This is a genomic window from Bilifractor sp. LCP21S3_A7 (genome assembly GCF_052118825.1).
Taxonomy (GTDB): domain Bacteria; phylum Bacillota; class Clostridia; order Lachnospirales; family Lachnospiraceae; genus Bilifractor.
The window spans coordinates 1-23958 of record NZ_JBQKGL010000019.1; the positions used below are offsets into that span (position 1 = coordinate 1).

17 protein-coding genes are annotated in these 23958 nt (G+C 49.0%); 4 read left to right on the forward strand and 13 right to left on the reverse strand.

The window, feature by feature from the left end:
- Positions 1-478: 478 nt before the first annotated feature.
- Positions 479-1717, forward strand: a complete 1239-nt coding sequence (locus tag ACTQ1O_RS13375) for an argininosuccinate synthase (protein ID WP_441475948.1) — start codon at positions 479-481, stop codon at positions 1715-1717.
- Positions 1718-2205: 488 nt separating this feature from the next.
- Positions 2206-2847 (forward strand): orotate phosphoribosyltransferase, encoded by a 642-nt coding sequence (locus tag ACTQ1O_RS13380; RefSeq protein WP_441487692.1) that lies wholly within the window; start codon positions 2206-2208, stop codon positions 2845-2847.
- Between the two features lie 150 nt (positions 2848-2997).
- Here ACTQ1O_RS13380 and ACTQ1O_RS13385 read toward each other — a convergent pair whose 3' ends face one another.
- The 7 genes from ACTQ1O_RS13385 to ACTQ1O_RS13415 form a co-directional block, all read right to left on the reverse strand.
- On the reverse strand, positions 2998-3564 hold the full coding sequence (locus ACTQ1O_RS13385) for an HD domain-containing protein (protein ID WP_441487693.1): 567 nt from the start codon (positions 3562-3564) through the stop codon (positions 2998-3000).
- A 180-nt stretch (positions 3565-3744) separates the two neighbouring features.
- Complete coding sequence (gene guaB, locus ACTQ1O_RS13390; RefSeq protein ID WP_441487694.1) at positions 3745-5205, reverse strand: IMP dehydrogenase; 1461 nt, start codon at positions 5203-5205, stop codon at positions 3745-3747.
- A gap of 275 nt (positions 5206-5480) precedes the next feature.
- Entirely contained in the window at positions 5481-5981 is a 501-nt protein-coding gene (locus ACTQ1O_RS13395; RefSeq protein WP_441475951.1) for a DUF6106 family protein, read from the reverse strand.
- A gap of 171 nt (positions 5982-6152) precedes the next feature.
- Entirely contained in the window at positions 6153-7874 is a 1722-nt protein-coding gene (locus ACTQ1O_RS13400; RefSeq protein ID WP_441487695.1) for a DHHW family protein, read from the reverse strand.
- Between the two features lie 13 nt (positions 7875-7887).
- A complete protein-coding gene (locus ACTQ1O_RS13405) occupies positions 7888-9252 on the reverse strand; it encodes an MBOAT family O-acyltransferase (protein WP_441487696.1) in 1365 nt (454 codons plus the stop codon).
- Between the two features lie 15 nt (positions 9253-9267).
- Positions 9268-9759, reverse strand: a complete 492-nt coding sequence (locus tag ACTQ1O_RS13410) for a DUF4358 domain-containing protein (protein WP_441487697.1) — start codon at positions 9757-9759, stop codon at positions 9268-9270.
- A 254-nt stretch (positions 9760-10013) separates the two neighbouring features.
- On the reverse strand, positions 10014-10955 hold the full coding sequence (locus ACTQ1O_RS13415; protein ID WP_441487698.1) for a GDSL-type esterase/lipase family protein: 942 nt from the start codon (positions 10953-10955) through the stop codon (positions 10014-10016).
- Between the two features lie 516 nt (positions 10956-11471).
- Here ACTQ1O_RS13415 and ACTQ1O_RS13420 point away from each other — a divergent pair.
- Together ACTQ1O_RS13420 and ACTQ1O_RS13425 are read left to right on the forward strand one after the other, a co-directional pair.
- Positions 11472-12584 (forward strand): ABC transporter ATP-binding protein, encoded by a 1113-nt coding sequence (locus tag ACTQ1O_RS13420; protein ID WP_441475956.1) that lies wholly within the window; start codon positions 11472-11474, stop codon positions 12582-12584.
- A gap of 437 nt (positions 12585-13021) precedes the next feature.
- Positions 13022-14086: a PucR family transcriptional regulator gene (locus ACTQ1O_RS13425; RefSeq protein ID WP_441487699.1), complete on the forward strand. Its 1065-nt coding sequence runs from the start codon at positions 13022-13024 to the stop codon at positions 14084-14086.
- A 243-nt stretch (positions 14087-14329) separates the two neighbouring features.
- Here ACTQ1O_RS13425 and groL read toward each other — a convergent pair whose 3' ends face one another.
- The 6 genes from groL to ACTQ1O_RS13455 all read right to left on the reverse strand — a co-directional run bounded on the left by groL (position 14330) and on the right by ACTQ1O_RS13455 (position 23564).
- Positions 14330-15955 (reverse strand): chaperonin GroEL, encoded by a 1626-nt coding sequence (gene groL, locus ACTQ1O_RS13430; protein ID WP_441099843.1) that lies wholly within the window; start codon positions 15953-15955, stop codon positions 14330-14332.
- 266 nt (positions 15956-16221) lie between these two features.
- The gene (locus ACTQ1O_RS13435) at positions 16222-16497 is read right to left on the reverse strand and encodes a co-chaperone GroES (protein ID WP_441099844.1); all 276 of its coding nucleotides are present in this window, start codon (positions 16495-16497) and stop codon (positions 16222-16224) included.
- 465 nt (positions 16498-16962) lie between these two features.
- Positions 16963-17769 (reverse strand): GTP-sensing pleiotropic transcriptional regulator CodY, encoded by an 807-nt coding sequence (codY, locus tag ACTQ1O_RS13440; protein ID WP_441099845.1) that lies wholly within the window; start codon positions 17767-17769, stop codon positions 16963-16965.
- A 557-nt stretch (positions 17770-18326) separates the two neighbouring features.
- Complete coding sequence (gene topA, locus ACTQ1O_RS13445) at positions 18327-20465, reverse strand: type I DNA topoisomerase (protein ID WP_441487700.1); 2139 nt, start codon at positions 20463-20465, stop codon at positions 18327-18329.
- A 292-nt stretch (positions 20466-20757) separates the two neighbouring features.
- The gene (gene dprA, locus ACTQ1O_RS13450; RefSeq protein WP_441487701.1) at positions 20758-21993 is read right to left on the reverse strand and encodes a DNA-processing protein DprA; all 1236 of its coding nucleotides are present in this window, start codon (positions 21991-21993) and stop codon (positions 20758-20760) included.
- Entirely contained in the window at positions 21990-23564 is a 1575-nt protein-coding gene (locus ACTQ1O_RS13455) for a YifB family Mg chelatase-like AAA ATPase (protein WP_441487702.1), read from the reverse strand. Before ACTQ1O_RS13455 ends, dprA begins: the two co-directional genes overlap by 4 nt.
- Positions 23565-23958 lie beyond the last annotated feature (394 nt).

Here is a 23958-nt window from a genome sequence, read left to right on the forward strand (position 1 = left end):
CGAAGCACGGAGCAATCCGTAGCTTATACACGACACGCTTCGAAAACGCAAACAGGCTCGTCGCACGCGAAGCGCGCGTAAGAGACTGTATGCGATTTCGAAGGCAACAGGCATGAGCGTGAAGCCGTGTGAAACACGGCGAAAACGCTCATGCCTGTAGGATTGCGAGAGTGCGAAGCACGGAGCAATCCGTAGCTTATACACGACACGCTTCGAAAACGCAAACAATTCGCCTGTCGCGAAGCGCGCGTAAGAGACTGTATGCGATTTCGAAGGCAACAGGTATGAGCACGAAGTGACGCGGGGACTTATACACGAGAAAACGCTTGTTCCGTCCCCGGCGACTCGCTATAATGAGAATGTTCCGTGTACCGATCCATGTACAGGCTCTTCCGCTTATGTACAACCGGCATACCGGCTGCATCCGATAAAATCGGTAATTTCATATTTGATATATATATAAAGGAGGAAATTTCCCATGAGTGAAAAGGTAGTTCTTGCATATTCCGGCGGTCTGGATACCACAGCGCTGATTCCCTGGCTGAAGGAGAACTTCGGATATGAGATCATCTGCTGCTGCATCAACTGCGGACAGGAAGAAGAGCTGACCGATGACAATCTGAACGAAAGAGCGCTGAGCTCCGGAGCTTCCAAGCTCTACATCATCGATGTCATCGACGAATTTGCAGAAGACTACATCATGCCGTGTGTCAAGGCAGGTGCGGTCTATGAACACAGCTATCTTCTTGGTACTTCTATGGCACGCCCGCTGATCGCGAAAAAGCTTGTTGAAGTAGCGCACAAGGAAGGCGCAACCGCCATCTGCCATGGAGCAACCGGAAAGGGTAATGATCAGATCCGTTTTGAGCTCGGCATCAAAGCCCTTGATCCCACAATTAAGATCATTGCCCCCTGGCGCATGACCGACGTATGGACCATGCAGTCCCGTGAAGATGAAATCCAGTACTGCAAGGACCATGGCATTGACCTTCCTTTCTCCATGGGCAAAGGCTACAGCCGTGACCGGAATCTGTGGCATATCAGTCACGAAGGTCTTGAGCTGGAAGATCCTTCACAGGCACCGAACTATGATAAACTTCTGGTCCTGAGTGTCACTCCCGAAAAAGCGCCGGACAAGGTCACAGACCTTACCCTTACCTTTGAAAAGGGTGTCCCGAAGACGCTGAACGGCAAAGAAATGAAAGTAGCCGAGATCATCGAAGAACTGAATAAACTTGGCGGCGCAAATGGAATCGGCATCATCGATATAGTAGAGAACCGTGTCGTTGGAATGAAATCCCGCGGCGTCTATGAAACCCCGGGCGGAACAATCCTCATGGCCGCTCACGATCAGCTCGAGGAACTCGTGCTTGACCGCGAAACCATGGAGACAAAGAAAAAACTCGGAAGCCAGCTGGCACAGATTGTTTACGAGGGAAAGTGGTTTACTCCCCTTCGTGAGGCCATCAGTGCATTTGTGGAGTCTACCCAGAATGTCGTAACCGGAGAAGTCAAGCTTAAGCTCTACAAGGGCAACATCATCCGCAACGGAACGACTTCTCCGTACAGCCTCTACAACTCCTCCCTGGCATCCTTCACCACCGGAGATCTCTATGATCACAGTGATGCAAGCGGATTTATCAATCTGTTCGGTCTGCCTCTGAAGGTACGCGCCCTCATGATGGAAGATGTCAAGAAGCAAAATAAGAATAAATGAATCTAACTGTTCAGTGCATCATAATTTCAGCCAAAAAAGACCGTTTGTGGCTTTTTCCGGCTGAATAATTACAAATAAACAGCAAACGAGATAAAACACGCTACGCGAGTTTTATCTCGCTATCGCGACGCTCGCCGCACACGAATACTTCGCATTCGGCTGCGGCTCACTGTTCGCGTAAATAAATACAAGGGGACTGCCTCCCATACGGCAGTCTCCTTTTCTTTTGCAAATATTCTCCTTTTTAGCATGTTCTCGCTATTCTCCAAGGTCCCGATCCGGATTCCTGTATATATCGGTCCCGTTTTCCGTAATATCCGCAGAAAGGGAGGCATATTTAACATTAATCCTGCGTTTTTTCTGTATTTTTTGTGCAACTTTAGTATTATCTATGGTATAATCGTTGTATGAATCCTCAGCTTATAGCGAAAGATTCGCAGAATACAGAAAGCTGATATCCGGCGGCTGTAAGAGGAAAGGAGCACAATATGGACAAAAACTATGTCAAAATACCGGCGGTTATGAATTCGAATGTTTCCTTGAAGGTGATCCGGGGTCACTTTGCGACCTCACACTCCCATATCAACTGTTTCTTCGATATCACAACCATGAAGACCCGCTGCAGCGAGGCGCACAACGTCGCATCTCTTCTTGCCATGCACTACTCCGTTGATACGCAGGTTGATACAATCATCTGCATGGATGGCATGGAGGTTATCGGCACCTACCTCGCAGAAGAGCTTACAAAATCCGGAATTCTCTCTATCAACGCACACAAGACCATCTATGTTGTTTCCCCCGAATACATCGCATCGGGGCAGATCATTTTCCGCGACAACATGCAGATTGCGCTCCGCGGCAAGCACGTGCTGCTTCTCCTGGGCTCCATCACAACAGGCCGTTCACTGGCAACGATTCTCGAGAGTGTCCATTATTACGGCGCAACCGTCAGCGGCGCATGTGCCATCTTCAGCGCAGTGGATGAGGTCAGGGGAATCAAGGTCGCGGCAGCCTTCCATGCGTCGGATGTTCCTGATTACGAATCCTACAAGACCAGTGAATGTCCGCTCTGCAAAAAGAAGGTCCCGATCGACGCTCTCGTCAACAGTTTCGGTTATTCTCTGCTCTGACAACGAGATAAAACACGCTGCACGAGTTTTATCTCGCTATCGCGACGCTCGCCGCACACGAATACTTCGCATTCGGCCGCGGCTCGCTGTTCGCGTAAAATAAGCCCATATCCTTCGACGATATCGTCCGGATATGGGTCTTTTCATTACTTATTCCGCGTCTGCCGCCTGTTCCTTCGACTGAAGCCATTTCTCGTATTCCGGATCTCCCGCGTCCAGGTACATCTCCCGAAAAATCTTCTTACCGCATTCCGTCCGGAATATTTTGCTGTATGCGCTCTGGATTCCGGCAACGGAAGAATGATCCTCGTACAGATTCACCAGAAAATCTGCCTCGACCAGAATCTGGTAATCCATTCCGTCGATATCTTTATAGGTGTGATGATGCCCGATCAGGTAACAGATTCTGTCAATCTCATCCTTTTCAAACCCGATCTTCTCCAGAATAGGCTTTGCTTCGGCAGGTCCGTACTTCTCCTGCAGTTTTCCATCGCTCTTTCCGCACAGGATCTCTGCCCTGTGAATTCCGATATCATGAACATAAGCGGCAGCCTCGAGGATCAGCTGCGTCTTCTCATCGAGGCCTTCGTCCCGCCCGATCATTGCCGAGAAAGCATGCACCTTAATCAGATGCTGAATCCGCATCGGATCCCTCCGGTCATAATCTATCATTGCCAGACATAATCTGTCGAGCTTCTTCCTGCTGTCTGCTTTCATAGAGACCTCCCTTGAATCCTTTTTTCCGGAATCATTGATCCCGTAAAAACAAAAGACAGCAGAACCACATTTCTGCGCCATTCTGCTGTCCATTATCCATCCAGACCAGATGATCACAGACGTCCACGCCCGTAGTGCAGGACACAGATCGCTGTGCAATTGGCCCGTTCACTTTCAGAATCAGTTATCGATGCTGTAGTTCGGAGCCTCCTTTGTGATATGAATATCATGAGGATGCGACTCCTTGAGTGCCGCGGAAGAAATCTTGATGAACTTTCCGGTTTTCTGCAGTGTCGGAATATCTGCCGCTCCGCAGTAGCCCATGCCCGAGCGAAGGCCTCCGACCATCTGGAAAATCGTATCCTCTACAGAACCCCTGTATGCCACACGGCCCTCTACGCCTTCCGGCACGAGCTTCTTCGCGCCCGCCTGGAAATAACGATCAGCGCTGCCGTGTGCCTGAGACATCGCTCCCATGGATCCCATGCCGCGGTATACCTTGTACTTTCTTCCCTGGAACAGTTCAAATTCTCCCGGAGCCTCGTCACATCCGGCGAACATGCTTCCCATCATGCAGACATTACCACCGGCAGCAATCGCTTTCACAATATCTCCGGAGAACTGGATACCGCCGTCTGCGATGATCGGTGTGCCGGTTTTCTTTGCTTCTTCATAGCAGTTCATGATCGCAGTAACCTGCGGAACACCGATGCCTGCCACGATACGGGTGGTACAGATCGAACCAGGTCCGATTCCTACCTTGACGCAGTCCGCGCCAGCTTCGATCAGATCATGTGTGGCCTCCGCTGTTGCAACATTTCCCGCGATAACCTGGAGATCCGGATATGCGCTCTTAACCATCCGCAGACATTTGAAGATATTCGCGGAATGGCCATGTGCGGAGTCGATGACCACGCAGTCCACATGTGCCTTGACCAGCGCATCCACACGCTCCAGAACATCATCGGTAATACCGATGGCAGCTCCGCACAGAAGACGTCCGTATGCATCCTTTGCGGCATTCGGATATTTAATCTGCTTCTCGATATCCTTGATTGTGATCAGGCCCTTCAGATTTCCCTCATCATCGACGATCGGGAGTTTTTCCTTCCGTGCCTTGGCCAGAAGACTCTTCGCCTCTTCAAGCGTGACGCCCTCTTTTGCTGTAATCAGATTTTCTGAAGTCATCGATTCCTTGATTTTCTTGCTGAAATCAGTTTCAAACAAAAGGTCACGGTTTGTAATGATTCCGACAAGCTTCTTGCCGACCGTGATCGGCACACCCGAGATGCGGTACTTTGCCATAAGCGCGTTGGCATCCGCAAGCGTATCCTCCGGGGAAAGATAGAAGGGATCTGTAATGACACCATTTTCCGAACGTTTTACCTTATCGACCTCATCTGCCTGCTGTTCGATTGTCATGTTCTTATGGATGATTCCGATACCGCCCTGTCTGGCCATCGCAATTGCCATGCGATGCTCGGTAACCGTATCCATGCCTGCGCTCATCATCGGGATATTCAATTTGATCTTCTTCGTGAGATATGTGCTCAAATCCACCAGATTCGGTGTAACCGTTGAATACTGCGGTACTAAAAGCACATCATCAAATGTAATACCCTCTCCGATAATCTGTCCCATAAACGTTCTTCCTTTCTTCTATCTGACTGTTAATGTGAATAAAATAGCTATACAGATCAGAGCCCTGCAAAGAGCAGAAGTCTGTGACGAAACGAAATCTTAGATATGCATGAGAAAATCGCAATCATATGTCTGCCGTCTGCACATGTTCTGAATAATTTGAAAAAAGTTTAGCAAACCGCACACTGAAAGTCAATGCCTTGTGCGGATAAAAAAGGCTGCCAAAAAGGCTGCCGTGCCGGACCTTTCCCGGTCCGGACAAGCAGCCTGTTCTCTCAGTTTGTGAAGAAACGGCTCGGTGCCCGCATCCGCATATCCTTAAGCATGTCTTCACTCGGCGATATGAGAACCTTCTGTCTTTCCTGCTTTGACGAGATCACAAACGCCCATGCATTTTTCTCATCCTCAGGCGTTCCCGATGTGTAATCAACCACCTTCACATTCTTAAAATCGGAGAGATGATCCGACCCCACCGGAGCGATAACCTCTGCTTCGCTTAAATCATAAGAAGCTCCCTTCTTCCTCGACTGTTTGGAAAAAATCCGGTCAATATCCAGTACTCCGTTTACGTAGGAGTACTCGTATTCTACACTCTGTCTTGGAATCAGCCAGATATCAAGCAGGATCAGACCAAACCCCGCAAGCAGAAATGCGGGATGCACCATAATTCCGGAAAAGAACATCAGAATCGTAAGCAGCACAAAGAAAACCTTAATGAACCGGTTCTTCATGGTTGGCTGTACGGAAATCAGTTTTTCCTTAAATAAATCACTCATACCTTTTCTCCTGTCACGTTGGAATTCTCAGATGTAATTATCATAGCATCTTTTGAAGCGAGATAAAACACGCTGCGCGAGTTTTATCTCGCTATCGCGACGCTCGCCGCACACGAATACTTCGCATTCGGCTGCGGCTCACTGTTCGCGTAAATAAATGTCAGCACGGATTCACCCGGCTGCATCCGCCGCACTCCCTGTATTCTGTGAGGAAGACACGCTGACAGCATTATCCGAACCTGAACCTTCCCCCTCGCTGGAAGAAGTACCGGTCACTGCATGATCCGCGGAAGAGCTGCCGACCGTCTCAGAGGAGGAAGAATCTGTGGAGGAACCGTTCATGCTCTCCATTCCACTGTCCCCGTTGTCCGATCCGCTGTCAGAAACAGAAGAAGCATTTAAGGTGTCCGCAAGATTTGTGTCCGCAAGCAAAGTGTCCGCGCTGTAAAGGAAGAGCACATCGGTGATTCCGTAGGAGGTGATGGCAGTCTCAATGTCGTCGTAATAATATCTCGGATCCACCATGATAATGCTCTGGAAATACGGATACAGGAACTGCATGAAACTGTTCGCGTAGGAGTCCTTGAATACCAGCAGATTTCTTCCATTGTTTGCGGTCGTCCGAATCTCCACCAGGGGATGATTTCCACCGAAGAACACCTGATACTGATCCTTTTCCTTCAGCTTGTCACTCATAAACATGGATGTACTCTTCTCTCCTGTATCAGGATAGGTTACGTAATACTCCACATCTGTTCCGTCAGGCTGGTAGATTTCAATTGAGTCCCGCGAGATGTGACGCCCGCTTCTTGACGCCAAAGTGCCCTGGAAGGAATCCGACACCGTGTAAATCGTATTTTCTGTGATCGGTGTATCAATGCCGAGCTGATTTGCCGCGCCCAGAAAGGCCTCATACGCACCCAGACTGGTCCAGTGATGGTCTGTCTTGTAGTAAATCTTCTGATCCTTGTTCTTCTGCATCACACCGATAGCGTCAATGATCTGTATTTTGCTGTCCAGTCTGTTCTCAAATCCGCGGATATCCAAGATCTGATCCTCTGCCGGAGCATTCCGGGGAAGCTTGTCCGTGAGTATGCTTGCCGCATCCGGAATCATCAGAAGGTTCATGTTCAGATCACTGTGTCTCCCGGAAAAATCATTGATGGCTTTTTCTGTCGCATTAACTGTTTCCGGGTCCGGCACGACCGGCTTCGACAGAAGATATCCGTCTTTTCCGAAATACACATTCTCAGATTCACGGTTTCCCAGAATCATCGTACCCAGAGAACGGATATTCATCCACAGATCCCGGCCGACGAACTGATCTGATTCATAGCTGTTGAAGTCCCGGAAAAAATCGCCGTTTGCGAGAGATGCCGCCGAGATTTTCGGCATCTGAGCAAGGTTTCTATTCTCGTCCGGTGAAAACTTTCTGCTCGGTACGATCAGATTCACGGCAAAAATAACCGCGACGGCTCCGAGAAAAATCCGTGTGAGCAGATCGTAGAAATATGCTTTTTTCTTCCCTTTCCGCAATTTTGGTTTCTTCGGCACAAGACCGGGAATTTTCCTGAGCGCCTCGAGATATCTGTTTTTCCTGCCGCCAGCCGCATTTCCGCGCCTCTCCGCTCCGGCTGACATCCTGCTTCTTCCGCCGCCAGCCGCGTTTCCGCGCCTCTCCGCCGCTCCGACCGACGTCCTCCTTTCTCTGCCGCCTGCCGCGCTTCCGCGTCTCTCCGACGCTTTGCCGGATGTTCTGCCTCTCTCTTCCTCCGCTCTGCCGACAGCTTGACCCGAACCGCCCGGCCTGGTCTTCATGCGCAGCGGCAGATCATCCGGATAGATCGGCGACGAGCTTTCCTTCTTATTGTTATTGTCACTGTAATCCGTCATTATCTCTCACCTTTCAGAACCTGAAATACAGGAATGTAGAATATGTGGCTCCGACCATATTGGCAACGCAGAAAATCAGGAGCACCACATGGACCGCTGCCGACAGATATATCATATTCTTTCTGCCTCTGTATACCAGAGTGTCATGAAGCCTTGTCAGAAGCGGGCCGCTGCAGATTACCGCAAGGATCAGCACAACCAGGTTGCTGGTCAGGTAATAGGCACTGGCTCCATTTGCAAAACCGAGCCCGTCCGCTCCGAACATCTGTCCGAGATAATGGAATGCCCCTCCAATCGACGGAGTGAAGAAAAAAATCCATCCCACGAAGGCAATCAAATCGGTCAGAAGAATTCGAAGCCACTTTGGAATCGAAAGCCGTTTCTGGCCGATCGCGAATTTTTCCAGAATGACAAAAAAGCCGTGGTAAATGCCCCAGAAGAGGAAATTCAGAGTATTTCCGTGCCAGAGTCCCGTCAGAATCCATACAACCGCAAGATTTCGGAACTGTTTTTCACGGGAACAGCGGTTCCCTCCCATCGGAATATAGACGTAATCGCGGAACCAGGCGCCAAGCGATATATGCCATCTTCTCCAGAAATCCGTAACTCCGTCTGACAGATATGGATAATTGAAGTTCTTCTCTATCCGGAAACCAAACATCTCTGCGAGACCGATCGCCATATCGGAATATCCGCTGAAGTCAAAGTAAAGCTCCAGAGAATAGAAAATCATGCCCAGCCATGCCGTCAGGCCAGCCATCTGACTCAGGCTGCTGATCTGATGAAAAGCGGTGCTCAGATTGTCCGCGATCAGCACCTTTTTAAACAGACCAATGATAAACAGATGCATACCGGATGTAAAATACCTGTTTTTTACCGTTTTCTGCACAAGCTGTTCCCGGAAATCCTTGTACTGCATAATAGGACCGGAGATGAGCTTAGGGAAGAACAGGATATAAAGCATCTCATTCAGGACGTTCCCGTCATCCTCTACCCTGCCGTAATAAATATCAAAAACATACGATAGTGCAGAGAATGTGTAGAAGGACATTCCCACAGGAAGAGCAAGCCTGCTGTATTTGAAGATGCCGAGTACCGCGACATCCACAACTACTGCGACAATAACGGTTGCTTTTCTCCGAAACCCGTCCCTTCCATCCGCGGACAGCATCCGGATCTGCTGTCCAGAGATATAATTGAACAGCACCGATATCACAAGAACCAGAACGTTCGGAGCATCTCCCCACACATAGAACAGAACGCTGAAAATCAGAAGCGCCACCTTGCGCCAGATACTTTTCTCCGCCGGTATCAGATGATATACAAGAAGCGAAACCGGCAGATATAAGAAAATAAAACTTAGTGTGCTGAATGTCATATCACGGCCTCCCCCTTACAGAGCGTTTTCAAATGCCTGCCCGATCTCTCCCGCCTTATCCGCAGAAACAAACAGTGCATAATTTCCCCGGATGGAAATAATGCTTTTCTGAAGCATGGCATATTGATACGTTCCGTAGCCGTTAAAATTGTTCATCTGTGTCTTTTTTCTGGATTCCATAGCGCTCTGAACCATTTCCTGATCGCCTGTATCCTTCAGCCTGACCAGGAGAATCTCCTCAGCTCCCATATTTGTCTTTGGATAGTAAAGCCGTATTCCGTCAAACTGCGCCGGATCCAGTCCGTACAGCCGGCGGATCATCTGATTGGACCCCTCCTGCATCTTGGACATATCCGCGTCCGCTGTCACCGCATCCCACACCGTATCAAAATCAGCCTTGCTGATCCGTTTTCCCGTAAAGCTGTGAACCAGCAATACAACGATCAACACCACGAGTATCCATTTGACAATTTCCAGACCTGTCAGTCTCATACTCTTTATCTTCATATCTAAACTGAATCCCATATCTTCTATACCGAATCTCTTATCTTTATACTGAATCCCGTATCTTCTATACTGGATCTCTTATCTTCTATACTGAATCCTGTATCTTCTATACTGAACCCCGTATCTTCTATACTGAATCCCGTATCGTAATGCCCTATATGCATGCATTTTACAAAGTCAGCTGCGCCGAGGGCAGTGCTGTAAGAACCGCCTGCACTGCAACCGTCTACGTACCGCCAGGCTGTTTTCCGGCCTCACGAAGAAGCACTGCTGCTTTTTCCCGAAGAAGAAGTCAAATCCTCTAAAGACGCAGAAACTATACTTTCCGATGAAACCCCCATATCGTTATCCGAGGAAGATACCACATCCTCTGATCCGTCTCCCTGCGTCTGCTGCTCATCATAGACGCTCAGCATCATCTGAGTTGCCCACAGCGGATAGAATTCCCGGCGAACATGAATCGAATCCGGATCATACAGATCCTGATGCCTACTCACAAGATCGTCGATACCGACCCAGCCATATCCCTTTTTCTTCACCATCTGGTGAACCGCATCGCTCCATTCCGGAATATTGCCCCACGCAGGCGTAGAATCGATTGCGGGCTGCTGTGCCGGAATGATGGAGTTGACAAAAATGGACGTATTCGGCAGCTTCTTGTGCAACTCATCCAGAATCGAGGCGTAATCCTTTACATAGTCTTCCTTTGTTTTCCAAAGCCCGATGGAAACATCATTCAGGCCGTAACAGAGGAACAGATTCGCCGGATTCAATTGCACCAGCTCTTCCTCATGATCTTTTATATTGGCGATTGTATTTCCGCCATCCGCCAGAACACGGGACTGCGGAAGGAATTCAAAGGTGTAGAATCCGACCGCTCTGGAATCTCCCATAATCACAGAGTCTCCGAACAGACTCCACACGTCGATGGTTCCATCCTCCAGTTTCTTCTGCATCTCAGCGCGTTCCGCCTGCATCTTCGCCTTCTTCTGTTCGGTCAGAACCTGTTCCACCTCCTTCGGGTCCTTACTTTCCTGCGCTTTCAGAAATGACACTCCCTCTTTGATCTCTGCAGATTTCTTTCCCCGTCCGCCGCCGACTGCAGCCGCAATAATTGCGGCTGCAACACCGATGGCAATGACTGCCGCAATCACAAAGCGTCTGGAACGGAATTTCCCGTTTCCGCGTAAATTCATAACCTCTTCGTTCTCCTTCCCCTTCACGTTTACTCACACAATAATTATATCGGATATGCTATGTAAAAATCGGATGAATATATTTCAAATTCGTTAAGTTTTCGTAATATTTCGTATTCGAAGTTTCCGATACACAGACGTATTTTATTATAACATATCACCTGACATCTGCGGATTCTGATTTCCTTATCACGCGTGATTTCTTACGCCTTGTTCCTTATTGATAGATTGCACAAGAAAATGCGTGTATTCTCGTCACTCTGACGAAGTCCCCGTCAATTCAATACCCAATACGACGAAAGCTGCCCCAAATAATTGGTGACAATACCGTAGCAAAAAATAAGCCTTTCACGTATACTACTGATCGTAAGTAAAAACCGTTCACATTTTGCTGTCTCACGGGACAACGACATGCATCCACAGGAGTTTTCTCCGAACAGCTGCCGCCTGCCGCAGAACAGCAATCATTATTTTCAGCAATTCAGGGATTCATTTTATTTTAAGGAGGACAGGACAATGTCTAGTTTGAGTCTGGAGCACATCGGCAAAAAGTATCCCAACGGCTTTGAAGCTGTTAAGGATTTCAATCTTGATATCGCAGATAAGGAATTCATCATTTTCGTTGGACCTTCTGGATGCGGAAAATCCACTACCCTTCGTATGATCGCCGGCCTTGAGGACATCACCTCCGGCACATTGAAAATCGGCGACAAGGTCATGAACGATGTAGATCCGAAGGACCGTGATATCGCCATGGTTTTCCAGAACTACGCTCTGTATCCGCATATGACAGTTTACGACAACATGGCTTTCGGACTTAAGCTTCGCAAGGTTCCGAAGGATGAGATCGACAAGAAGGTCAGAGACGCAGCCAAGATCCTTGATCTGGAGCATCTGCTGGACCGTAAGCCGAAGGCTCTGTCCGGCGGTCAGAGACAGCGTGTAGCCATGGGACGTGCCATCGTTCGTAATCCGCGTGTCTTCCTGATGGATGAGCCGCTCTCCAACCTGGATGCAAAGCTTCGTGTTCAGATGAGAACCGAGATCGCAAAGCTTCACGACAGACTGGGCGCAACCATCATCTATGTAACCCATGACCAGACCGAGGCTATGACCCTTGGTACCAGAATCGTTGTCATGAAGGAAGGCGTTGTTCAGCAGGTTGATACGCCTCAGGTACTCTACGATGAGCCGTGCAACCTGTTCGTAGCCGGATTCATCGGTTCTCCGCAGATGAACTTCCTTGATGCTGTTGTCGAGGAGAAGGCCGGAGCAATCCAGCTGAATTTCGCCGGTCAGAGATTTACTCTTCCGGAGAAAAAGGGCAAAGTTCTCAAGGAGAAAGGCTACGTAGGAAAGACCGTTGTTGCAGGTATTCGTCCTGAGCATCTGTCTGACGATCCGGAAGTCATCGCGAAGAATCCGGGTGAAGTATTCTCCGCAAAGATCAACGTATATGAGCTTCTCGGCGCTGAAGTATTCCTGTATTTCGATTATGACAACACAGCCATGACAGCCCGTGTAAATCCGAAGACACCTGCGAGAACAGGTTCCGAGGTTAAATTTGCGATCGACATGGAAAAGCTTCATGTATTCGACAAAGAGACCGAGCTTGCCATCGTTCATTGATTACCGGTTTTTGATCGGAATATCTGACATAAGAGCACTTTGCAGATTCACTTCTGCAAAGTGCTTTCTTTTATTTACGCGAACAGTGAGCCGCAGCCGAATGCGAAGTATTCGTGTGCGGCGAGCGTCGCGATAGCGAGATAAAACTCGCGCAGCGTGTTTTATCTCGTTGCATCTGCAGCGATTTTTCTGTCTTACATACCGTTCATCTACTTGATTCGAAAAAGTTATTATTCTACAATAAACAGTATACAGAAGTCTTCCGCTCTCTGAAGCTCTGTGCGAAACAGGTGACAATGAACAGGATTTGATGAATCGTCATAATAAAATCCAAGCGGATCTGAGAATGGAACGGATCATAGAATCTTCAATAAAATCTTAAATAGAATCACTTAAATAGAATCTCAAAGGATTGAATTTCACGAGAAGGGGTCTTTATGATTAACAGCAGAATTTTAAGCAAAGCCATACAGCAGCTTCAAGATATTACCGGAACCGAACTCACACTTTATGGCAAAAACGGAAGCAGAATCACCGGAGATACAGCTGCCGGTGAAGAGGACACTTCCGTCCGTGAACTGATCCGTTCAGCCGCAGACAGCATGACAATCGGCAGCACCACCTACCTGAAGGTCTATGACGACGACATGCCCGTGTACTATCTTGCGGCTGCGGGAGGCCAGAATCCGGAAATCACCGGCAGAATCGCAGTCAGCGAATTGCAGAATCTCCTCTCTTTTTCACACGAGCGGATGGATAGAAACCACTTCATACAGAATGTTCTTCTTGATAATCTGCTTGCCCCTGACATTCATTCCGAGGCAAAAAAGCTGAAAATCCGCGAAGATGTGAACCGGATTGTGTATCTGACTGAGACAAGTGAGAAGGACACGGATCTTGCTCTCCAGACGCTGAAAGCCATGTACGCTTCCACCGGCAACGAATTCCTGACGATTGTCGATGCCACTCATATAGCAGTTGTTTCCGAAATCACAGGTCCGGATGACGCTGCAAAGACCGCACATACGCTCTCTGACATGCTGAACGCGGAAGCGATGATTCAGGTAAGGGTAGCTTACGGCCTTCCCACCAACCTCCTCGATCACCTGTCGCAGTCCTATAAGGAGGCACAGCTTGCCATCGACGTGGGACGAATCTTCTACCCGGATCTTCATGTGATCTCCTACGGCAATCTCGGCATCGGCCGCCTCATTTTCCAGCTTCCTCATTCTCTCTGCGAGCTGTTTCTTCGCGAAACCTTTGATCACGACGTTTTTGCGGAGCTTGATGAAGAGGCCCTGACGACAATCCGGCAGTTCTTTGACAATAACCTTAACATCTCCGAGACCGCGCGTCAGCTCTATATCCACCGGAACACCCTGGTGTACCGCATTGAAAAGCTCCAGAAAACGACCGGTCTCGACATCCGTCGCTTTGACGAGGCGATGACCTTCAAAATTGCCATGATGGTCAATAACTATCTGAAGAATACGCAGAAATAACCCGAAGAAAAAGCAAATAACCCGATCGGATGCGAGGGGGTGATTTTCCCCCTCGTCATAACGAGATAAAACACGCTGCGCGAGTTTTATCTTGTTATCGCGACGCTCGCCGCACACGAATACTTCGTATTCGGCTGCGGCTCACTGTTCGCGTAAAAAACCGCCGCACTTTCGTTTATGCGAAACGTGCGGCGGCATTTTTCATTTATATCAGCCTGTTATTCAGATTCTGATGGGCAGGGATTACATCATGCCCATTCCCGGGTTCCCGCCTGCAGGAGCAGCCGGAGCCGGCTCTTTAATTGTAGATACAGCAGCCTCAGTAGTAAGCAGAGACGATGCAACAGATGTAGCGTTCTGCAGAGCACTTCTGGTAACCTTAGCCGGATCCAGAATACCTGCCTCGATCATATCTACATACTCTTCATTGTAAGCATCAAATCCAACGCCTACCTTGGACTCTCTTACCTTGTCGATGATCACTGCTCCCTCAAGTCCTGCGTTTGCAGCAATTGTTGCCAGAGGTGCTTCAAGAGCCTTCATGACAATCTTTGCGCCTGTCTTCTCATCGCCCTCAAGGGTATCCACGAACTTTGCCAGTTCCTTGGATGCGTGTACATAAGCGGAACCGCCTCCGGCGATAACGCCCTCTTCCACAGCTGCTCTTGTAGCGTTCAGAGCATCCTCCATACGGAGCTTTGCTTCCTTCATCTCAGTCTCAGTAGCAGCGCCGACACGAATAACCGCTACGCCACCAGCCAGCTTTGCAAGCCTCTCCTGAAGCTTCTCGCGGTCGAAATCAGATTTTGTCTCGGCAATCTGAGCCTTAATCTGAGCAATACGGTTCTTGATTGCTTCCTTATCACCGGCGCCGTCGACGATGGTTGTGGTTTCCTTCTTAACCTGAACAGTTTTTGCCTTGCCGAGCATATCCATGGTAGCATCCTTGAGCTCGATGCCGAGGTCAGAGGAGATAACCTGTCCGCCGGTCAGGATTGCGATATCCTGAAGCATCTCTTTTCTTCTGTCTCCATAGCCCGGTGCCTTTACCGCACATACCTTGAAAGTTCCGCGGAGCTTGTTGACAATCAATGTGGACAGTGCCTCGCCCTCAACATCCTCAGCGATGATCAGAAGGCTTGCGCTGGACTGAACGATTTTCTCAAGAAGCGGAAGGATATCCTGAATGTTGCCGATCTTCTTGTCTGTGATCAGGATATACGGGCTGTCCAGATCTGCCTCCATCTTCTCCATGTCAGTTGCAAGGTATGCGGAAACATATCCTCTGTCGAACTGCATACCTTTTACAAGGTCAAGCTCTGTCTGCATTGTCTTGGATTCCTCGATGGTGATGACGCCATCATTCGTAACGGACTCCATTGCATCTGCAACCATATTGCCAACGGCTTCATCTCCGGATGAAACAGCGGCTACTCTCGCAATCTGCTTTTTGCTGGTAACCTTCTCACTCATCTCCTTGATCAGGTCTACGGTCTTGTCAGTAGCTTTCTTCATGCCTTTTCTGAGAACGATCGGGTTAGCGCCTGCAGCCAGGTTCTTCATTCCTTCATTTACCATTGCCTGCGCAAGTACGGTAGCGGTTGTGGTGCCGTCGCCGGCAACATCATTTGTCTTGGACGCAACCTCACGAATAAGCTGAGCGCCCATGTTTTCAAAACCATCCTCAAGCTCGATTTCCTTAGCGATGGTAACGCCATCATTTGTAATGGTCGGTGCGCCGTAGGACTTATCCAGAACAACATTACGTCCCTTCGGTCCCAGAGTAACCTTTACTGTATTCGCAAGCTTATCTACGCCAGCCTGAAGAGCGGTTCTGGCATCTGCGCCGTATTTAATTTCCTTAGCCATTGTATATTCCTCCTGTATATTCCTGTTCTCTATATGTCTGTCCGGGATTTATTAACAACCCGTTTCCGGCAGACACCGATTCAAATATAATTCCATATCATGATCTGTTTCACAGCCGGTTTTCGTATCAGCTGTCAGTCATCTGACAACCGGTTGTCGTCTCAGACTTCAGTATTCCTGATAACCGGTTGCCGTCTCACACTTCAGTATTCCTGATAACCGGTTGCCGTCTCAGACTTCAGTATTCCTACTAATCGGTTTCCGTATTAATCCTCAATAATCGCAAGAATATCTTCCTGCTTCGATACGATATATTCCTCGCCGTCAGCCTTAAAATGAGTTCCTGCATACTGAGCAAAAATAACCTTATCGCCCGGTTTAACTTCCATCTTGACTTTATCGGTTCCGGGTCCTACCGCAATTACAGTTGCCTCCTGCGGTTTTTCCTGTGCTGCGGATGTAAGGATAATACCGGATTTTGTCTTTTCCTCTGCTTCAACCTGTTTCAGTACAACTCTGTCACCAAGTGGAACTAACTTCATAATCTTCAGCCTCCTTATATGGATTTCATTCTTTCACTAATTCTTATGTTTATTAGCACTCATTACCTTTGAGTGCTACTCAACGATATTAATAATAGTTTCAAAAGCTCTATTTCGCAAATCTGTTTTATAGCAATGTATCTCGTTTTTTCTCATTATTTCTTTGTATTTCTCTTGTTTTCTCGTTTATTTACTGTTTTTATTTCAAATCTGATTTCATTAAAACAAAATCCGGCCTGCCTCTTCATTTCAGCGAACCATAATCCGACCTGCTTTCCTGCTAAGAACATTCTTTATACAAGAATACCGCAGCCCTGTGGGCCGCGGTATTCTTCGAGTATTCTTTATTATTCAGTGAGGATCCTGTTCCCTGAGTCAGTCAGGATCCTGTTCCCTGAGATTTATTTATCCGGACAGTATTCTGCGTCTTTTTAGCGCACATTGTCTCCCAATACGAGAGTTCGGTCAGGCCTTGGCCTTCTTGGCGTTTTCCTGCGTTCTCTTTTCCTTAATCTCAGCCAGTTCGTCGAATATGTAATCGTTCAGCACCTTGATGTATGTGCCTTTCATGCCGCTTGATCTTGATTCAATGACGCCGGCGCTCTCAAATTTACGAAGCGCGTTGACAATAACAGATCTTGTGATTCCGACGCGGTCCGCGATTTTGCTTGCGACAAGGATTCCCTCCGTGCCATCGAGTTCATCAAAAATATGGATAATCGCCTCCAATTCAGAGAAGGACAGTGTGCTGAACGCAGATTTCACCACCTGGATCTTGCGGTTCTCCTCTACATTTTCCTCATTTACAGAGCGCATCATCTCGAGCCCGACGACTGTAGTCCCATACTCACTGACAATGATGTCATCGATATCATACTGCGGTTTATACCGGTACATGAAGACCGTTCCGAGTCTTTCACCAGCAATCTCAATCGGATTAATAATTGCGGTATAGTTCTCGTACTTCTCCCCTTCAAAACCAAGCGTATTCAGATTGACATTTTCCTGCGTAGAAAGGACATTCAGAAAACGGTCATTCAATAAAGGATCCACGTGCGTTCCGACCTCATCTGTGATCAGCTCGCTGATCTCATCAACACCGCTGCAGGTTGACACTCCGAGAACCTTTCCCTTCCGGCTGATAACGAGAATATTGGACTGGAGACAGTCCACCAGCACATCGCAGATGTCATTAAAGACAACCTTCGTTGAATTGTTGTTGTGAAGCAGTTTGTTGATCTTTCGTGTTTTGTCAAGCAGCTGTACGCTCATTACAATCTCCTTTCGTACGATGGGAATTTTCCATACCAATATCGACAACATATATAATACAGACACAAATAATTCAGCAGATGTTGTTTCGTCGGGATAAAACCAAAAAAGAATTGAACATATAAATAGAATCTACTATTCAACTAGAAGAATAGTAGCACAGCTTTTTTCTGAAATCAATAACAGCTCATATATTTTGTCGAAATGTTCGACCATTTTTGTATGGATTCACAAGAATGCTTTTCGGAAAATTACGAAACATGTACTAAAACACCAAGACATTCCCTTGAAATATATATATTTATTCATCGAAACTTCGATTCCGCATCCTGTGTCGGCCAAAATTCTCACAAAAAAGATTACGAAAACAGGCAAAAAAAGCTGTCCTCTCTGCAAAGATATCTGACAATCCGTGTCAGAATCCAGTCACAGGAGGACAGAATCACTTAATCATTCACTAAAATCGGCGTTTCACCGCTATATCCTTCGTTTGCTTCCCTTCCGACTCAGTCAGTCCCACTCAATCATTACAGATCAGTCATTCTGACTCCGTCATTTCAAAGGCCTGCTGCAGCAGACACAGCCTCCTCAGGCTTTCCCGACGCCGCCTTCGCGGTATCCGGATCCTCTTGCTTTGGCCTCGGCATGACGTATCCGCATTCCTTGTCTGCGCACACAAGCCGGCTTCCCTTTTCGAGCATATAGCCTCCGCATTTCGGGCAGCGGATGTTCGATGGCTTCTGCCATGTCATAAAGTCGCAGTCCGGATTATGCTCGCAGCCGTAATAGATCCGGCCCTTTCTGGTCTTCTTCAGGAGAACCTCTCCGCCGCATTTCGGGCACTTCACACCGATCTTCTCCAGATACGGTTTTGTATTGCGGCATTCCGGAAAACCGGGGCAGGCAAGGAACTTTCCGTGCGGGCCATATTTGATCACCATGTGCCGTCCGCAGTTCTCGCAAATGACATCGGTTACTTCATCCTCAATCTTCACCTTCTCCAGTTCCTTATCCGCCTTCTGCACAGCGGCATCCAGATCCGGCCAGAAGTTGCGCACAACCGTTTTCCACTCGATGGTGCCATCTCCGATCGCATCCAGGAGCTGTTCCATGTTGGCGGTAAAATCCACATTCACGATGCCCGGAAACGCCTCCTTCATCAGATCATTTACCGCTGTTCCCAGCTCTGTGATGTACAGGTTCTTCTTTTCACGCGTCACATAATGGCGTGCAATGATTGTTGTGATGGTGGGAGCGTAGGTACTCGGCCGTCCGATTCCAAGCTCCTCCAGCGTCTTGACGAGAGAAGCCTCGGTATAGTGAGCCGGAGGCTGCGTAAAATGCTGTTCCCTGTCGAAATTGATCAAAGAGAGCGTGCTCTCCTTCGTAATTCCGCTCAGATGATCATTCTCAAGCTTTTTGTCATCGTCCTGTGTGTACACCGTCATGAATCCGGCAAATTTAATCCTTGACGAGGACGCGTGAAATACATACTTTCCACCGGTTATTTTCACCGTGTTCGTCTCGTAACGGGCAGAAGCCATGCGGCTTGCCGCAAATCTCCGCCAGATCAGCTGATAGAGACGGAACTGATCCCTGGAAAGGAACTCCTTCACAGACGATGGCGTTCTCGTGATATCCGTCGGTCGTATCGCCTCATGCGCATCCTGCGCGTGCTTGTTCTTATTCTCTGTCGTACTTCCGTCTGACAGGAACTGCTCCCCGTACTGCTCCCGGATATATTCTCTCGCCGCCTGATCCGCTTCCGTCGAGATCCTGGTGGAATCGGTACGCAGATACGAAATCAGTCCCACCGTACCGCCCTTTTTCAGATCAATTCCCTCATACAGCTGCTGGGCGATCTGCATGGTCTTGTAAGTGGACATGTTCAAGGTTTTTGAGGCTTCCTGCTGAAGCGTACTCGTCGTAAAGGGCAGCGGTGCCTTCCGGCTTCTCTCAGAGGTCTTCAGCTCGCTGACATGATAATCCGCATCCTTCAGACTATCCAGAATTCCCTGAAGCTGTTCCTCGGAGGATATCTCAATCTTTCCCTGCTGGTCTCCATAAAAATGAGCAGTCAGAGGTTTCTTCTCTCCGCTGACCTTGAAATCTGCATCCAGCGTCCAATACTCCTTCGGAATAAATGCATTGATCTCCTCCTCACGGTCTGCTATGATCCGCAGCGCGACAGACTGCACACGGCCGGCAGACAGCCCCCGCTTGATTTTCTTCCAGAGCAGCGGACTGATCTCATATCCTACCATACGGTCAAGGCACCGCCTCGCCTGCTGCTCATCCACGAGATTCATGTCGATATCCCTGGCATTCTTTAAAGAGGATTTGACCGCTGTTTTCGTTATTTCATTAAAGGTAATCCGGCGCATCTTCTTCGGATCCAGCCGAAGGGCCTTTGACAGATGCCATGAGATCGCTTCTCCTTCGCGGTCAGGGTCTGTCGCGAGGTAGACTTTATCTGCCTTGTCTGCCGCCTTGCGGAGAGAAGCAACCAGTTCTCCCTTGCCCCGGATCGTAATATATTTCGGTTCAAAGTCATGCTCCACGTCAATGCCAAGGCTGCTTTTCGGCAGATCCCTGACATGACCGTTCGATGCCAGGACATTATAATTCTTCCCGAGAAATTTTTTGACAGTCTTAACTTTCGTCGGTGACTCTACAATCACAAGATAATTTGGCACGTATACACCTCCATAAGCATTACCGGCGCTTTATGAGCGCTACGATTAGCACTATAACTCAAATAATTTGACCGTGCAAGCCCGAGTTGTCTTTCAGGTGTCTTTCATGCCTTGTAAATCGCTGTCAGAACGAACGGAATATGCCAGCCGCAGGCTGAACGAGATAAAACACGCTGCGCGAGTTTTATCTCGCTATCGCAACGCTCGCCGCACACGAATACCTCGCATTCGGCTGCGGCTCACTGTTCGCGTAAATATGCTGCGGACAGCTCCGTGCCGCCCGCTGAAAAATTCAGCTTCTGCTGTAATACCCCGCCGGAGCCTCATGCACATATCCGGAAAAGGTCAGCTGCACCAGTACTCTAGTCAGCTGCGAGAGCTCCATGCCGGTTCTCTCCTGCAGCGTATCCAGGCTCTGAGGATCATAGGAAAGCTTGCCGAATACCTTTTGAAAATCCTCTGCATCCTCGTACTTCTTTGACAGCCTGCGCGGTGCTTTTTCTTCTGCCGTTCTTCCTTCTCTCCGCCTGTCGCCATTTTCCTTTCCTTTCTTCTCTTCCTCTTTCTTCCCCCCTGTCATCCCCTCTTTCTTTCCGTCTTCCTGTCTGTCTTCCCTTCCATCTTCCTGTCTGCCTTTCTTTTCAACTCTCTCTTCTTCATTTCTGCCTGTATTCTTCTCTTCACGTGACCTTTTGCTGCCCGCAATCCCCAGTTCCTCCAGTATGACCTCCGGGTCCCATGCAATGCCGGCGCCCTGGGCGATCAGGCGGTTACAGCCACGGCTCAGCTCATCCAGGTTTCTTCCCGGAACCGCGTATATGGTTTTCCCCTGAGAAAGCGCATAATCCGCAGTTATCAGCGAGCCACTGCGAAGCTTTGCTTCTACGACAAGAACCACATCGGCGAGCGCACTGATAATCCGGTTGCGAATCGGAAAATGCCAGGCTGCAGGACCATCACCCGGCTCAAACTCGGACATAATGCCTCCACCCTCACGGATAATCCTTCTATATATATGGTAGCTTTCCTTCGGATAACACACATCTACACCGCAGCCCAGTACCGCAAACCCTTGTCCTCCCGCCTGCAGAGCGCCATGCAGCGCCCACGAATCCACGCCATATGCCATGCCGCTGATAATTTGTACGCCTTCCGCAGCAAGCTCTTCACCAAAGCGGATTGCCTCTGCCCTGCCGTACGGGCTGCACATCCTCGCCCCCACGATCGCGACCGTCTTCTTCCCGGGATCCGGAAAATTTCCGACAAGATACAGCCCTGACGGCATCCTCGGATAATTTCGCAGCTGCTCCGGATACTCCTCATCCTCACGCGCCACATATCTGATCCGTTCCAGAATCTCCGGGTTCTGCTCCCTGCGGAATCTGGCGTTCGTATTCTTCTGATCTGACTGCATTTGCACGTTTCCCCGACTTGACTGTATCGCCGTTTTCCCGTCATCCGGCTTCCTCACCTTTTTCTCGTCATCCGGCTGTCTCACCATTTTCTCACCACCCGATATCATCCTCATCCTTCCTTCTGCCGTTTCGACGGCACCCTCATACCCGGCATCTGATACGCTGAAGCGGAAGAAAAGCTTTCACTGCATCGCAGGCAGATCGCTTCGCTGATATGAGCATCATTGATCCGGTCGGTTCCCTCGAGATCCGCGATTGTCCGCGCCACCTTGATGACATGATGATACCCTCTTGCAGATAGTCCCAGTTTGTCAAAAGCCAGCCGCACTGTCAGCTCCGCCTCATCAGTCATCTCGCAGTGTTTTGCGATGGAGGACGCCGTCAGTTCACTGTTAAATGTCACCCCCGTCCCCCGATAACGTTCCTTCTGAATCTCGATCGCGCGCATCACCTTTTTCCTCATACTGGAAGAGGAAACCTCGAAATCTCCCTTTTCCGTAAGCGACTCGTAACTGACAGCCTGCACATCACATTTCAAATCGATGCGGTCCATGAACGCCTTGCTAAGTTTTTTCTGATAATCCAGGACATCTCTGTGGGTGCAAATGCAGCGGTTCATATCCGGAAAGTAACCGCAGGGGCACGGATTCGCCGCGGCAACGAGCAGAAAGGATGCCGGATATACACAGGTGCCTCCCAGCCTGGAGATCGTGATCTCGCGGCTCTCAAGCGGCTGCCGCAGCATCTCCAGTGTGGCAGGCATCATCTCCGGAATCTCATCCAGGAACAGGACTCCTCTGTGAGCAAGGGTTACCTCGCCGGGATGCGGGTAAAATCCGCCGCCGCAAAGCGCAGTCGGCGTAATCGTGTGATGCGGCGCCCGAAACGGTCTTCTGCGAATCCTCGATACCCCGCGCGGCATCAGACCAACCACGCTGTAGATCTTGGAAACCTCCAGACTTTCCTCCTCTGACAGCGGCGGTAAAATGGTAGGTATCCGCTCCGCCGTCATGGATTTCCCGGATCCGGGCGGCCCTGACAGAAACAGGTTATGAAAACCCGCCGCTGCGATCAGGGCAGCGCGCTTGACTGTCTTCTGTCCGTGAATATCACTGAAATCAATCGCGTATTCCTCGTCTTCCGGAACGGAATTTCGCGGAACCGACGCCGGGGCTTTTCCATGGCTGAAGGCAATCAGTTCTGAAATATTTCTCACGCCGACAATCCGGATACCATCTACAGCACTGCCCTCCGCGGCATTTTCTGTCGGAACGATACACAGCTCACATCCGTTTTCCTTTGCGGCGATCACACTGGGCAGAACTCCTGGTATTTTCTCAATTGTCCCGTCCAGATGAAGTTCCCCGAGCACCATCGCCTTTCGGAACGCCCCCTTCTCAATATATCCCAATGCCTCCAGAACCGCGGTGGCAATCGGCAGATCAAACCTGGTTCCATCTTTTCTGATGTCTCCCGGCGCCAGATTGATCGTTATCCTCTTCGGAGCAAGCACAATACCGATATTGCGGAACGCAGTCCGAACCCGTTCCTGTGCCTCTCTTACCTGAGAAGAGACGCTGCCGACAATCGCGAAATAAGGCATCCCCTCGCTCACATCTGCCTCTACCATCACGGGAACAGCCTCCACGCCGGAAATTGCCGATGATACTATGCTGCAAAACATACAAATTTCTCCTCTCCGCAGGCCTGTATCTGACAGGCATTGCCGAAAAATGCAGCAACCGGACGAATCCGGCCCGCATCGTAAATGCGAAGCCGGGAAAAAGCGATCCCCGTTCGCGAAAAAATAATCGGCATTACAGATACCGGACAACACTGTTCAAAAAACAAGTACAAATGGAATAAAACGAAATGATTTCTGAATACTACCAGGACTTCAGATCTGTCAGAGCCCTGCTGACATCTTGTAAGTATTTTCTTCAGAAGAAGAATAAAAGCCAAAGAATAGTCAAAAAGAATTGTTATATTTAAAATAGCACAAAACCCGCCTGCTGTAAATCATTAACTCGAGAACAGACAATGAGAGCAGACAATGCTGTCTGCACCGGAGCTTGTGG

Excerpts from the sequence above, each read along its gene's own strand:
- ACTQ1O_RS13375 (WP_441475948.1), top strand. The coding sequence starts at position 479 with ATGAGTGAAAAGGTAGTTCTTGCATATTCCGGCGGTCTGGATACCACA.
- ACTQ1O_RS13380 (WP_441487692.1), top strand. The coding sequence starts at position 2,206 with ATGGACAAAAACTATGTCAAAATACCGGCGGTTATGAATTCGAATGTT.
- ACTQ1O_RS13385 (WP_441487693.1), bottom strand. The coding sequence starts at position 3,564 with ATGAAAGCAGACAGCAGGAAGAAGCTCGACAGATTATGTCTGGCAATG.
- guaB (WP_441487694.1), bottom strand. The coding sequence starts at position 5,205 with ATGGGACAGATTATCGGAGAGGGTATTACATTTGATGATGTGCTTTTA.
- ACTQ1O_RS13395 (WP_441475951.1), bottom strand. The coding sequence starts at position 5,981 with ATGAGTGATTTATTTAAGGAAAAACTGATTTCCGTACAGCCAACCATG.
- ACTQ1O_RS13400 (WP_441487695.1), bottom strand. The coding sequence starts at position 7,874 with ATGACGGATTACAGTGACAATAACAATAAGAAGGAAAGCTCGTCGCCG.
- ACTQ1O_RS13405 (WP_441487696.1), bottom strand. The coding sequence starts at position 9,252 with ATGACATTCAGCACACTAAGTTTTATTTTCTTATATCTGCCGGTTTCG.
- ACTQ1O_RS13410 (WP_441487697.1), bottom strand. The coding sequence starts at position 9,759 with ATGAAGATAAAGAGTATGAGACTGACAGGTCTGGAAATTGTCAAATGG.
- ACTQ1O_RS13415 (WP_441487698.1), bottom strand. The coding sequence starts at position 10,955 with ATGAATTTACGCGGAAACGGGAAATTCCGTTCCAGACGCTTTGTGATT.
- ACTQ1O_RS13420 (WP_441475956.1), top strand. The coding sequence starts at position 11,472 with ATGTCTAGTTTGAGTCTGGAGCACATCGGCAAAAAGTATCCCAACGGC.
- ACTQ1O_RS13425 (WP_441487699.1), top strand. The coding sequence starts at position 13,022 with ATGATTAACAGCAGAATTTTAAGCAAAGCCATACAGCAGCTTCAAGAT.
- groL (WP_441099843.1), bottom strand. The coding sequence starts at position 15,955 with ATGGCTAAGGAAATTAAATACGGCGCAGATGCCAGAACCGCTCTTCAG.
- ACTQ1O_RS13435 (WP_441099844.1), bottom strand. The coding sequence starts at position 16,497 with ATGAAGTTAGTTCCACTTGGTGACAGAGTTGTACTGAAACAGGTTGAA.
- codY (WP_441099845.1), bottom strand. The coding sequence starts at position 17,769 with ATGAGCGTACAGCTGCTTGACAAAACACGAAAGATCAACAAACTGCTT.
- dprA (WP_441487701.1), bottom strand. The coding sequence starts at position 21,993 with ATGAGGATGATATCGGGTGGTGAGAAAATGGTGAGACAGCCGGATGAC.
- ACTQ1O_RS13455 (WP_441487702.1), bottom strand. The coding sequence starts at position 23,564 with ATGTTTTGCAGCATAGTATCATCGGCAATTTCCGGCGTGGAGGCTGTT.